This window comes from Streptomyces marokkonensis, from assembly GCF_039539045.1.
GTDB lineage: Bacteria > Actinomycetota > Actinomycetes > Streptomycetales > Streptomycetaceae > Streptomyces > Streptomyces marokkonensis.
Genome location: NZ_BAABCQ010000204.1, coordinates 1 through 13,020 on the forward strand (window position 1 = coordinate 1; position 13,020 = coordinate 13,020).

9 protein-coding genes are annotated in these 13,020 nt (G+C 71.9%); 5 read left to right on the forward strand and 4 right to left on the reverse strand.

All coding sequences use genetic code 11. From position 1 onward, the window contains the following. Positions 1-162 precede the first annotated feature (162 nt). The 3 genes from aceE (at position 163) to ABEA26_RS32070 (ending at position 4,621) form a co-directional block, all read left to right on the forward strand. Positions 163-2,865, forward strand: coding sequence for a pyruvate dehydrogenase (acetyl-transferring), homodimeric type (aceE, locus tag ABEA26_RS32060; RefSeq protein WP_345597088.1), 2,703 nt, complete (start codon positions 163-165; stop codon positions 2,863-2,865). A 71-nt stretch (positions 2,866-2,936) separates the two neighbouring features. Then, the gene (locus ABEA26_RS32065; protein ID WP_345597089.1) at positions 2,937-4,043 is read left to right on the forward strand and encodes a helix-turn-helix transcriptional regulator; all 1,107 of its coding nucleotides are present in this window, start codon (positions 2,937-2,939) and stop codon (positions 4,041-4,043) included. Between the two features lie 56 nt (positions 4,044-4,099). Then, positions 4,100-4,621 (forward strand): DUF4240 domain-containing protein, encoded by a 522-nt coding sequence (locus ABEA26_RS32070; RefSeq protein ID WP_345597097.1) that lies wholly within the window; start codon positions 4,100-4,102, stop codon positions 4,619-4,621. A gap of 4 nt (positions 4,622-4,625) precedes the next feature. Here ABEA26_RS32070 and ABEA26_RS32075 read toward each other — a convergent pair whose 3' ends face one another. Both ABEA26_RS32075 and ABEA26_RS32080 read right to left on the reverse strand, forming a co-directional pair. Next, positions 4,626-5,513 carry a peptidoglycan recognition protein family protein gene (locus tag ABEA26_RS32075; RefSeq protein ID WP_425587932.1) on the reverse strand — a complete coding sequence of 296 codons (888 nt, stop codon included), beginning with the start codon at positions 5,511-5,513 and terminating at the stop codon, positions 4,626-4,628. 85 nt (positions 5,514-5,598) lie between these two features. Continuing rightward, positions 5,599-6,093, reverse strand: coding sequence for a GNAT family N-acetyltransferase (locus tag ABEA26_RS32080; protein WP_345597090.1), 495 nt, complete (start codon positions 6,091-6,093; stop codon positions 5,599-5,601). A gap of 73 nt (positions 6,094-6,166) precedes the next feature. On the opposite strand from ABEA26_RS32080, the gene ABEA26_RS32085 reads away from it, so the two are divergent. Continuing rightward, positions 6,167-7,084 (forward strand): TIGR01777 family oxidoreductase, encoded by a 918-nt coding sequence (locus ABEA26_RS32085; RefSeq protein ID WP_345597091.1) that lies wholly within the window; start codon positions 6,167-6,169, stop codon positions 7,082-7,084. A gap of 288 nt (positions 7,085-7,372) precedes the next feature. Further along, positions 7,373-8,782, forward strand: a complete 1,410-nt coding sequence (locus tag ABEA26_RS32090; RefSeq protein ID WP_345597093.1) for an NAD(P)/FAD-dependent oxidoreductase — start codon at positions 7,373-7,375, stop codon at positions 8,780-8,782. 59 nt (positions 8,783-8,841) lie between these two features. Here ABEA26_RS32090 and ABEA26_RS32095 read toward each other — a convergent pair whose 3' ends face one another. Continuing rightward, positions 8,842-9,228, reverse strand: a complete 387-nt coding sequence (locus ABEA26_RS32095; RefSeq protein ID WP_345597094.1) for a hypothetical protein — start codon at positions 9,226-9,228, stop codon at positions 8,842-8,844. A gap of 7 nt (positions 9,229-9,235) precedes the next feature. Beyond that, a complete protein-coding gene (locus tag ABEA26_RS32100) occupies positions 9,236-12,796 on the reverse strand; it encodes an ALF repeat-containing protein (protein WP_345597095.1) in 3,561 nt (1,186 codons plus the stop codon). Positions 12,797-13,020: the final 224 nt, after the last annotated feature.

Genomic DNA, 13,020 nt, shown 5'->3' on the forward strand with positions numbered 1-13,020 from the left:
GTCGAGAGGTTTTGCTCCTCAACCCTTTGATCGATCATCGATCAGCGAGTTAGAGTCACGTCTGGACTCCCACCAGAGACCAGCCCTGTCCTGCCAAAGACCTAGGGCACCCCCGAACCCTTGCCGATGAGGGAACCCCCTTCGACTGAGGAAGGCGGCGAAATGACCGACCCCAAAGCCATCCAGCCGAGCGAGCTCGACCAGCTCCCGGACCGCGACCCCGAGGAGACCGCCGAGTGGCGGGCCTCCCTGGACGCCGTTACCAAGGCGGCCGGGCCGCACCGTGCCGCGTACCTGATGCGCCGCACACTGGAGCGCGCCGAGGGCGCCGGCATCGCACTGCCGAAGCTCCTCGAGACGGACTACGTCAACTCCATCCCGACCGCCGACGAGCCCGCCGTGGACGGCGACGAGGCGCTGGAGCAGCGGATCACCGCCTGGAACCGCTGGAACGCGGCGGCGATGGTGACCCGCGGCAGCAAGTACGGCGTCGGCGGCCACATCGCCACCTTCGCCTCCGCGGCCTGGCTGTACGAGACCGGCTTCAACCACTTCTTCAAGGGCAAGGAGGGGGACGGCTCCGGCGACCAGCTCTACATCCAGGGCCACGCCTCCCCCGGCATCTACGCCCGCGCCTTCCTCGACGGCCGGCTGAACGAGGACCACCTCGACAACTTCCGCCGCGAGGCCGGCGGCAACGGCCTGCCGTCCTACCCGCACCCGCGCCGGCTGCCCTGGCTGTGGGAGTTCCCCACCGTCTCCATGGGCCTCGGCCCGATCTCCGCGATCTACCAGGCGCGGTTCAACCGCTACCTGACCAGCCGCGGCATCAAGGACCTGACGAACTCCCACGTGTGGGCGTTCCTCGGCGACGGCGAGATGGACGAGCCGGAGTCCACCACCGCGCTCACCCTCGCCTCCCGCGAGGGCCTGGACAACCTGACCTTCGTCATCAACTGCAACCTGCAGCGCCTCGACGGTCCGGTCCGCGCCAACTTCAAGATCGTGCAGGAGCTGGAGGCCCAGTTCCGCGGCGCCGGCTGGAACGTCGTGAAGTCGCTGTGGGGCACGGCGTGGGACGAGCTGTTCCAGCTCGACACCACCGGCGCGCTCGTACGCCGGCTGCGCGAGGTACCGGACGCGCAGGTGCAGACGTACCAGACGCGCGACGCCGCCTACATCCGCGAGGACTTCTTCGGCAAGGACCCGGCGCTCGCCGAGATGGCGAAGCTGCTGAGCGACGACAAGATCCTCGAGTGCTTCCACTACTCGCGCGGCGGCCACGAGTCCCGCAAGGTCTACGCCGCCTACCGCGCCGCGCTCGCCCACAAGGGCGCGCCGACCGTGATCCTGGCCCAGACGGTCAAGGGCCACACTCTCGGCACCGGCTTCGCGTCCAAGAACGCCAACCACCAGATGAAGAAGCTCACGGTGGACCAGTTCAAGGACATGCGCGACCTGCTCGGCCTGCCGATCAAGGACAGCGACTTCACCGACGGCGTGGTCCCCTACGGCCACCCGGGCGCCGACTCCCCCGAGGTCCGCTACCTCCAGGAGCGCCGCGCCGCCCTCGGCGGTCCGGCCCCGGCCCGCCGCGTGCACCCGCTGGCGCCGCTGCCCGCGCCCGCCGACAAGGCGTTCGCGTCCTTCGACAAGGGCTCCGGATCGCAGAGCGTGGCCACCACCATGGCCTTCGTCCGCCTGGTCAAGGACCTGGTCCGCGACAAGGAGACCGGCAAGCGCTGGGTGCCGATCGTCCCCGACGAGGCGCGCACCTTCGGCATGGAGAGCCTCTTCCCGTCCCTGGGCATCTACTCGCCCAAGGGCCAGACGTACGAGCCGGTCGACCGCGACCAGCTGATGTACTACAAGGAGGCCAAGAACGGCCAGATCCTCAACGAGGGGATCACCGAGGCCGGTTCGATGGCCGACTTCATCGCCGCTTCGACGTCGTACGCGACGCACGGCGAGGCGATGATCCCGTTCTACATCTTCTACTCGATGTTCGGCTGGCAGCGCACGGCCGACCAGATGTGGCAGCTCGGCGACCAGCTCGGCCGCGGCTTCCTGGTCGGCGCGACGGCCGGCCGGACCACGCTGACCGGTGAGGGCCTCCAGCACGCGGACGGCCACTCCCCCGCCATCGCGGCGACCAACCCGGCCGCGCTGTCGTACGACCCGGCGTTCGCCTACGAGGTCGCGGCGGTCGTCAAGGACGGTCTGCGCCGGATGTACGGCGAGGCGGCCCCGGGCGAGGACCCGAACGTCTTCTACTACCTGACCGTCTACAACGAGCCGATGCCGCAGCCGGCCAAGCCGTCCGGCCCCGGTGTCGACGAGGGCATCGTCAAGGGCCTGTACCGCTTCAACACGGCGGAGTCGGCGGGTCTGACCCCGGTCGCGAACGCCCCGCGCATCCAGCTGCTGGGCTCCGGCACGGCGATCCACTGGACGCTCAAGGCGCAGCAGCTGCTCGCCGAGGAGTGGGGCGTGGCCGCCGACGTGTGGTCCGCGACCTCCTGGACGGAGCTGCGCCGGGACGCGCTGGACGCCGACGCGGCGCTGCTGCGCGGCGAGGAGCGGGTGCCGTACGTCCGCCAGGTGCTCCAGGGCGCCGAGGGCCCGGTGCTCGCGGTCTCCGACTACATGCGCCAGGTCCCGGACCAGATCGCGCAGTGGGTCGAGCAGGACTGGTCCTCGCTGGGCGCCGACGGCTTCGGCCTGTCGGACACCCGTGAGGCCGCGCGCCGCCACTTCGGCGTCGACGCCGAGTCCGTCGTCGTCGCGGCCCTGGCCCAGCTGGCCAGGCGCGGCGAGGTCAAGGCGACGGCCGTGAAGGAGGCGCGCGAGCGCTACGGCCTGTGAGGGTCGGCACGAGCTGAGAGAAGGCCCCCGCCGCGGCGGGGGCCTTCCGCGTTCTCCTGCATCATGTGGGCATGCGCGCTACCCGCCTCATCAAGATGGTGCTGCTCCTCCAGTCCCGCCCGGCCATGACCGCCGCGGAGCTGGCCCGGGAGCTGGAGGTCTCGGAGCGGACCGTGACGCGGGACGCGCAAGCCCTGTCGGAGGCGGGCGTACCGGTGTACGCGGAGCGTGGCCGGGCCGGGGGCTACCGGCTGATCGGCGGCTACCGCACCAGGCTCACCGGACTGGCCCGGGGCGAGGCCGAGGTGCTGTTCCTGTCCGGGGTGCCGGGGGCGCTGCGCGAGATGGGCCTTGAGGACGCGGCGTCGGTGGCCCGGCTGAAGGTGTCGGCCGCGCTGCTCCCCTCCCTCCGGGACGCCTCCCGCACGGCGGCGCAGCGGTTCCATCTGGACGCGCCGAACTGGTTCCGGGAGCCGGAGACGCCCGAGGTGCTGCCGGCGGTCGCGGACGCGGTCTGGGACGACCGGACCGTCGCCGCGCGCTACCGGCGCGGGGAGGAGGAGGTCGTACGGGAGCTGGAGCCGTACGGGCTCGTGCTGAAGGCGGGCGTCTGGTACCTGTGCGCGAGGGTTGCCCGGGCCTCGGGGGACGGGCCGTTCCGCGTGTACCGCATCGACCGGTTCACGGCGGTGGAGGCGGGCGAGGAGCGCTTCGCACGGGACGACGACTTCGACCTGCCCGCATTCTGGGCGGAGCGTGCCGAGCAGTTCGCGCGGTCGATCCTGCGGGCCCAGGTCGTGGTGCGGTTGTCCCCACGGGGTGTGCGCGGGCTGCCGTACGCCGTCGACGCGCCGGCCGCCCGTGAGGCGCTGGAGGCCGCGGACGCGCCGGACGCGGACGGGTGGGTGACGGTGACCCTGCCCGTGGAGTCGGAGGAGGTCGCGCACAGCCGGCTGACGGGGCTCGGGCCGGAAGCGGAGGTGCTGGCGCCCAGGACGCTGCGGGAGCGGTGCGCCCGGGACGCGCGGCGGCTGGCCCGGTTGTACGGCGACGGACCGGAGGACGGCGGACCGAACAGCGACGGACCGGAGGACGGCGGACCGAACAGCGGCGGACCGGAGGACGGCGGACCGGAAGGCTGCGGACCGGAAGGCTGCGTAGAGCCGGTCGGCACATAACGATCCGCCGCACTCCACGTGCGTCCCACCCCTCCAGGGCCGATGCTGGACCCGTGATGGACGAGACGGAGTTCTGGGAGCTGATCGACGCCGCCCGGCAGGGCGCCGACGGTGATCCCGAGGACCAGGCCGATCTGCTCGTGGAGCGGCTCCTCGGGCTGGACCCGGACCTGGTGCTCGACTTCGCCCGCCACTTCGAGGCCCGTTACAACCGCGCCTGCACCTGGGACCTGTGGGGCGCCGCGTCGGTGCTGCTCGGTGGGGCGAGCGACGACGCCTTCGACTACTTCCGGTGCTGGCTGATCGGCCAGGGCCGCGAGGTGTACGAGAGCGGGGTGCACGAACCCGACTCGCTCGCCGAGCTGCTGGACGACTTCGACGAGGAGCTGGACGGCGACGGCGAGGAGCTGGGCTACGCGGCCGACGAGGCCTACGAGCAGCTGACCGGCGCTGTCGCCCCCGACCTGGGCATCGCCCCCGCGCCCGCGGAGCCGCTGGGCACTCCCCTCGATCTGGAGAACGACCGGGCCGTCGCCGAACGGTTCCCGCGCCTGTGGGAGCGGTTCGGGCAGGCCTGAGCGGTCAGGACCGAGCGGGCCGGCCTTGCAGCCGGGCCGCCTCCTGCCTGATGTCGGGAAGGCGCGCGGTGAGTGCCGCGCCCGGGCAACTGGTCTGGTAGCCCTCGTCGTGGCCCGCGACGGCGGGCAGGGTGGCGGTGGCGCCGGCGGCGTACCGGCTGAGGCCGTTGCTGGAGACCAGGCTGACCTTCGACCGCGGGTCGGTGTCGTCATCGCCGAGTTTCCAGGCGGCCAGCGCCGCGATCGCGTCGGTCAGCGCGTCGGGCACGGGCACGCCGGCGGTGAAGGTGCCGAGGGCGGCGATCCCGGTGGTGCGGTGGTTGAAGCCCTGGGTGTGGGCGCCGGTGACCGCGCGGTCGATGCCGCCGGCGCGGCCCTCGTAGATGGTGCCGCAGCGGTCGACGACGAAGTTGTAGCCGATGTCGTCCCAGTCCCGGGCGCCGGTCTGGCCCGTGTAGACACCGCGGAGGATGGCCGGCACGTCGGCGCAGTCGTAGCCGTTCGGCGTGTCCGTGTGGTGGACGAAGACGGCGAGGACCTTGTCGTCGTAGCGCGGGGGCGGCTGCTCGCGGAGGTCGTCGCCCAGCCAGTCCGCCCGGGACACGATGGGCGGCCGGGGCGCGGCGTACCGGTCGGCGGCGGCCGGCCCGTTGCGCGTCGCGGCGGCCCGTTCCACTCCGCTCGCGCACAGCGCCAGCGCGGCGACGGCGGCCAGCCCGGGCAGACAGCCGAGCAGCACCCGCACAGCGCCCGGCATGCGGGCGGCGGCGCCCGTCAGGGGCGCCGCACGCCGCTCCCGGGCTTCGCGTGGTCCTCGGAAGTCACGCATGGTCCCACTGTCCGGCGGATCGGATGCGCCCGCGACGTACACTGTGCCACTCGGCGGAACCATTGTCCCGGTCCGCGACGTTCCGTGTGGATCCTGCCGTGGGTGAAGGCCGGGGACGGTCGCGGAAGGGCGCAGACGGGCGTAGGCGTCAGGGGCCGATCAGCGACCGCCCCATCGTCACGTCGTCGACGTACTCGCCGCCGAGGTGGAACTCCTCCGGCTGGACGCCCTCGACGACGAAGCCCTCGGACTCGTACAGCTTGCGGGCCGCGGTGTTGTGTCCGAGGACGCGCAGGGTGATGCGCCGGGCCTCCAGGCGGCGGGCCTCCTCGACCGCGGCCCGGACGAGGGCGCGGCCGACGCCGTTGCCGCGGGCCGCGTCGGCGACGGCGAGGCCGCGGATCTGGCGTACGTGGGCGTTGGAGGCCAGTGGCGTGGGGAAGCCGAGGCGGACGTAGCCGACGACGGCGCCGTCGAGTTCGGCGACCAGGTGGTCGGCGGGGCCGCAGATCTCGCGGAAGAAGGGGTCGTCCGGTTCCGGTCGGGGCGACACGGCGTGCAGGTAGGACCAGGTCTCGTGGTCGAGCCTGCGCAGCGGCTGCTCGTCGTCGGACCTGGCGCGGCGTATGTGCGGAGCTGGCATGACGATCACTGTACGACGCGGAAGCGGCGGACCGGTCCGGGGTTTTCCGGGGTCCACCCGGCAGGATGGGCGCATGGACGATGGACGCTTGGGCGGGGAAGCCTCCCGCATCGCGGTGGCCGGCGCATCCGGTGTCATCGGCAGCGCGCTGGTGCGGTCGCTGACCGCCGACGGGCACGAGGTGGTGCGCCTGGTGCGCCACGCGCCCCGGGGGACGGACGAGGTCCGGTGGGATCCGGAGGGCGGACGCGTGGACGCGGCCGGTCTCGCCGGGTGCGACGCGGTGGTCAACCTGGCCGGGGCCGGGGTGGGCGACCGCCGCTGGACCGACGCGTACAAGACGCGCATCCGCGACAGCCGGGTGCACGGCACGAGGGCGCTCGCGGAGGCCGTCGCCTCGTTGGAGCGGCGTCCCCGGGTCTTCGTGAACGGCAGCGCGATCGGCTTCTACGGGGAGACCGGCGACCGGGCCGTCGACGAGAGCGCGCCCGCGGGAGAGGGTTTCCTGCCGTCCGTGTGCCTGGAGTGGGAGGCCGCCGCGGCCCCCGCCCGGGAGGCGGGCGTACGGACGGTGTTCGCGCGGACCGGGCTGGTCGTCGCCCGCCGGGGCGGGGCCTGGGGCCGGCTCTTCCCGCTCTTCCGGGCGGGGCTCGGCGGACGGCTGGGCGACGGCTCCCAGTACTGGTCCTTCGTGGCGCTGCACGACGAGGTGGCGGCGATCCGACACCTGGTGGACCGCGAGGACCTGTCCGGCCCGTTCAACCTGACCGCCCCGCACCCGCGGACGAACCGAGAGATCACCGCGGCCATGGGCCGCGTGCTGCGCCGCCCGACCCCCTTCGCGGTGCCCGCCCCGGCCCTGCGCGCCGTGCTCGGCGAGATGGCCGGCGACGTCCTGGGCAGCGCCCGGGTCCTTCCCACCCGCCTGCTGGACTCGGGCTTCCGCTTCGCGTTCCCCGAGATCGACGGGGCGATCCGGGCGGCGCTGTGAGGTGAGCGGGGGGGGCGGGACACGAGCCCGGGCCGACGCGACGCGCCCGGGCCGACGCGACGCCTCCGAGCACGACCGCTCCGCGACATCCTCTGGCGTTTCCCAACCGCATACCGGTCATTTGACGTCTCAATGGCAACCACATGCGACCTCAATGCGACCGTGCTCTGCCTGTGCGCGACCCCTTTTGACCATTTTCAGCCCTAACCTCGACTCGAACTCGGGTATCCCTCAAGCCGGTCGGGGGCATGACGTCTCCAGCGGCCGCGCAACCTCGAGGAGGGGCACGTGCTTGAGCCCGCGTACCAGGCGGACGTCGTCGTCGTGGGGGCCGGCATCGCCGGACTCGCCGCGGCGCATCGGCTGACCAGCGCAGGAGTTACGGTCACGGTCCTGGAGGCCGCCCATGGTGTGGGCGGCCGGATGGCGACCGAGAAGGTCGACGGCTTCCGGCTCGACAGAATCGGACAGCTGCTGTCCACGGCATGTCCCGAACTGCGCCACCTCCCCGGGCCAGGCAGCCCGGCCCTGCTGTCCTTCGCACCCGGGGTCCTGTTGCACAGCGAGGGCCGGCACCACCGCGCGGGCGCTCCGGCGGGCGCCCGGGGCGGGGGCGCAAGGGGCGCACTCCATACTGTGCGCGCCCTGGCGAGCGCCCCCCGATCGGTGCCCGCGCCCCGGCGCCCGATACTCGTGCCCCGGGCGTCCGGGAGGCCCGTGCCCGTGCCCCGCACCCGCGCGGGCGCCCCGCTCGGCACGGCCGTCGACCAGGCCCGGCTCGGCGCGGCGCTGACCCGTCTCGCGAGCACCCCGGTCGAACGGCTGCTGGCCCGCCCGGAGCTGCCCGCCGCCCAGGCACTGGCGATGCGGGGGCTGCCGGCCCGCACGATCGACGGCTTCCTGCGCCCGCTGCTCGCCGCCCTGCTGTGCGACCCGGACCTGACGACCTCCAGTCGGTGCGCCGACCTCGCGCTGCGCGCCTTCGCGAGCGGGCGGCTCGGGGTGCCCGAGGGCGGCGCCGAGGCGCTGCCGGAGCGGCTGGCACGGGCGTTGCCGCCGGGCACCGTGCACACCGGCGTACGGGTCACCGCGGTCGCCACCAACGCCGTGGCCACCGCGGAACACGGCGTCGTCCGCTGCCGGGCCGTCCTGGTGGCGACCGACGCCCGCGCCGCGGCCGAGCTGCTGCCGGGTCTGCGCGTGCCGGACTTCCACCCGGTGACGGTGGTTCACCACACGACGGACGAACCGCCGACGACCGGCGCCGCCCTGCTGCTGGACGCGGACCGCGGCGGCCCGGTCGCCCACACGGCGGTGGTCAGCCACGTGGACCCGTCCCGCGCGCCCGCCGGGCGCACCCTCGTCTCCTCGACGGTCCTCGGCCCTCCCCCGCCCGACGTCGACACCGCCGTACGCATCCATCTGTCCCGCCTCTACGGCACCCCGACCACCCGCTGGGAGACCCTCGCTGTGCACCACACCCCCGAAGCGGTCCCGGCCATGCGGCCGCCGCACGACCCGCGCAGGCCGGTGCGGCTGCTGGCCGGCCTGTACGTGTGCGGCGACCACCGCGACAGCAGCACCGTCCAGGGCGCGCTGCGCTCGGGCCGCCGTGCCTCGGCGGCGATCCTGACGGACCTGGGGGCGGGGCGGCCGATGCACACTGCCGAACCGCTGCCGACGGCACACGCGGCTTGAGAATGGGGGCGCCCTCCCGACGGACGGGCGCCCCCATTCTCACCGCGCAGCACTCGCCCTCAGTTCTCCCAAGGGGACAGCGCACGGTGCTGAACGTACATGCCGGCGAGCGCCTGCCTGTCGTCCCTGACCCGCAGGAACGCAAGGACCAGCGAGAAAAGCTCCTCAACTGCTCGTTGGTTCTGCTCGGCCGTCAGCTCACTGAGGCTTCCCCGGTTCCGGAGTTCGAAGTCGGGTACCGAGTCCTTCACGACGCGCGCCACCCACGCGAGGCTGGAGTGCTCGCCGCTGCGGACGGACAACCACTCGTCGAACCCTCGCAAAAGACCACCGGAGAGCGCCTGGTCCAGGCCCAGCAGGTAGGTCGCGGTCGGGTAGTAGGAGCCGTCGAGGCCATACATGGACGGCCTGGCACGCAATTGCTCGATGAACTCGGTGTCGACCATCACTCTCCTAGAATCCGAAGTCGATGACGTCGGGGTAGTCCCATTCCGCTTTGTAATCGTCGATAGCCTGGCCCCCTCGCCCTGTGAACCCGTCGTACACTCGGCCGTCCAGCACGAGGACCACGTGCGAGCCCCAGAACGTGTCCTGCTTACGGTATCCGCCGAGCTGCGGCATACCGGGCTTCGGCCTGATCGTCATGATCTCACCCCCGCCGAGGCTGTCACGGATCCGTTGGGCACAGGCCGCACAGTCGGTGGAATCCGGGATCTCGGACGTTGAACGCGGCAGGCCGGGAACGCTGTGTGCCCCGCACGGCACGTCCGACGCAGCCTGCACAGCCATGCTCCGGAGCGCGGACCTGCTCGCGATACTGCAACCGCGCCTGACGAGCGTGAGGCTGTCGTACGCCTTCTCGAGGGCCTTCAGCTTCGCCCCGATGAGGGCGTCGGCCACCAAGGACCCACAGCTGTCGAAGTCCTTCTCGGCGAGGCAGGCTTCGTAGTTGCCGATGCCGGTGAGGGCCTTGGTGGTGTCCCACAACTGTTTACCGGCGGCACCTATGGCGGAGCCCATGGACTCTATGTCACACAGGATCTCGTTCTGCTGGCACCAACGGGCGTGCTTCACCGGATCACAGGGTATGTAGGCGCTCTGGCAGCGGTACTGTTCCCGGGCCCGAGCCCCGTTGTCGTTGATCGCCTTCTGCTTGGCGGCGATGGCGGCCTTGCGGCGGACTTCTGCTTCCTCCTTCGCTTTGGTCACCGCGGCCTTGAAGGCGGCGGTGGCGTCTGCGAGTGCCGCGTCTGCAGATTTACCGGCCGCCAGCGCGGACTGCCTGGCCCGGTCGGCTGCATAGGACGCGCTGGTCGCTTCCGTCTGGGCCCACTCTGCGGACAGGGTGGCGTCGGCGGCGGACCGGGCGGCGTCGGCGGCGGCGACGTTGGCGCTGTCGGCGGCGTTACGTGCGGTCCTGGCGGACTCGGCGGCCTTGGCGGCGGACGCTTCGGCGTCCTGAGCGTACTGCGAGGCCCGGTCGGCGTGGTCCTGCGCCTGGCCTGCGGAGTCCTTGGCCTTGTCGGCCCAGTCCGCGGCTTCGCCGGCCGCGTCGCGGGCGAGTGCGGCGACGCGCTGTGCCTCGGCCGCGTTCTTCTGTGCGGTGGCTGCGACTCCCGCGGCGTCACTGATCATCTTCTGGACGACGGCAACGTGGGTGGCCGCGAGCTGGTCCTTGTTCAGCGCGGTGAACCGGCCCGACACGATGAAGGCGTGCAGCACCTGAGGTGAGCCTTCCAGCGCGACGCGGGCCGCCGCCTTGACCTCCGGGCCACCCGAGTCGACCAACTGCGCTGCCGTCACTCGCTCGTCCTCGGTCCGCTTCTCGGACTGGGTTTCGGTGAGGAATTCGCTGTATTTCTTCGGGTCGTTGCTGTTCAGGGCAGTCAGGCCGGCTTCCTTGAGGACCGGTCCGGCGGTGGAGACGACCTGCGCTACGGCCACCCGCATGCGCTGACTGCTGATCTGGTACTGGCCGTTGTTCACGAACTCGGTCACGGTAGCCGCGTCACCGTCGAGAGCCGCCTCGGCAGCATCGCGCATTTCCTTGACCGGGCTCTCTTCTGCGAGCCGCTCGACATAGGAGCGGTCGTCCTGCTGCTTGGCCGTCTGCCAGCCGTTGCGCAGCCAGTCGATCACTACCTCGTCGGATCCTGCGAGGGCGGCCTCGGCCGCGGCACGCCCCCATGGGGTGCCGTTCTTCATGGTGAGGATGGCGAGCGTACGGCCTTGTTTCGCCACAGACGGAAGGTCGGCGCCAGGCAGACCGGCGGCGGTGACCAGACTGCCCCGCTCGGCTTCGCGATCCCTGTCCGCCTGCTCCAAAGCGGCCTCGGCAGCACTGCGCTGCTCGTCCTCGGTTCTGAGGTCCTTGGCATGCGCGATACCTGCGTTCATGCGGCCCAGAAGTTCCTCGGCCTCAACCTCTCGGGCGAGTGTGAACACCTTCTGTGCCTGGGCGACCGCGGCGCCGGCCGCGTCAGCGGCATCTGTGGCCGCGTTGGCGTGCTCGGTCGACTTGGCCGCCGCCGTCGCGGAGTCACCGGCGTGGTCGGCGGCTTCCTCCGCCGCGTCAGCGGCCTTCCTCGCGTGCCCGGCCGCCGATCTGGCCGAGTCCCGCGCGTCCCGCGCCGCCGTAGCGGCCTTGCGGGCCAGGGACTCCGCGGCGGCCGCGGCACGGTTGGCCTCGGCGGCATGCCTCTTGGTCGCCGCGGCGGCGGCACGGGCCTCCCGGGCGGCGGCACTGGAGGCGTTGGCGTAACCACTGGCCTCCACCGCAGCGTCGGCCGCGGCGTTCGCGTTCGCTCCCGCGTTCAGCGCCGCCCTGGCCGCGTCCCCCGCCGCCAGGGCGGCCGTGGATGCCTGGTCGGCCGCGTCAGCCGCCTTGTCCGCGCCCTCGGCCGCGGCACGGGCGGTCTTCGCCGCCTGGCGCGCCGTTTCCGCTTTGCTCGCGTCCGTGGCGGCCGCCGCCGCCGCGCCGCGAGCACGCGAAGCCGCCTGGGAAGCGCCGGCTGCGGCCGAGGCCGCCTGAGACGCGGCGTTGGCCGCGATCCGCGCCGAGTTGTTCGCGGCACGGGCCGAGCCGATCGCCTGCTGCGCCGCCTTGGCCGCCTGGGACGCCGCCTTGGCGGCACGGGAAGCAGCATGCCCCGCAGCGTCCGTGTCCTCCTTCGCCGCCTCTGCCTCACTCGCGGCACGCAGCGCGGCTTCCTTCGCAAGCCTCGACGCTTCGATTGCCTTCTCGGACTCGGACTTGGCCACCTTCGTCTCGGCGGCTGCCTGACGCCCTGCCTCCTTGGCCTGCTCGGCGAGCTGCTCGATGGTGGCGTGCTCCTGGTCCTTGGCCCGCGCCACGAACTGACCTACCGCCAGGAATGCCGAGATCTCGCCGGCGGTACCGTTCAGCGCCAGCCGGCCCGCCGCCCGCACATTGGGACCACCCACGCTGATGATCTGGACGAGCTGGACCCGCTCGTCCTCCCTGTGCTGCGCGTACTGCCCCTCAGTGAGGAACTCACTCACATCGTCGGCCGTTCCCGCCAACGCGGCACGCCCCGCTTCCTGCACCCGCGGACCACCCGCCTCGATGATCTGCACGACCCACACACGCTCGTCCTGCTCGAGCGGAGCTTCCCAACCCCAGGAAACGAAAGATCTCAGTTCTTCGGCCGTCCCGGACAGAGCCGCCCTCGCAGCCGCGAGCGTTTCAGTCCCGCCGAGGGAGGCGAGTTGAGCGGCAGTCACACGGGTGTCCTGCAACGCCAGGTCCTCGGCGATTGCCAGGAATTCCTGTAATTCTGCGTCAGTGCCCGTCAACGCGGCTTCCGCTGCGGCCTTGACTCCCGGACCACCCTCTTTCCAGTAATCAACGACTCGCCCACGGTCCGTAGGTGTCACTTCCGCGAGTGACGCGAGCGTTGGGCCCGTGTCTGCGGGCTTCGCGGCAGCGGGGTTCGAACCAACCCCCAGCAACCCGACGACGAGTGCCAATGACAACAGCGTCAGTACCAGCACACGCGGCACACCTGAGCCGCTCCTGCCCGCATCGAGACTACTTCGTATCAGGCGCATTCTTCTCCTTCTCCGGGCAATTCGCGCATCCGGTGACGGCATTGCAAATCCCAACCCCTCAACCCCGAATCCGCGTTCAACGGAATCCAGCCTAGAGGGTTGAGTGGACGCCACATCAACCTCCAAAGAGGACTAATGCCAGCTATGACACATTCCGACTCGAGCAC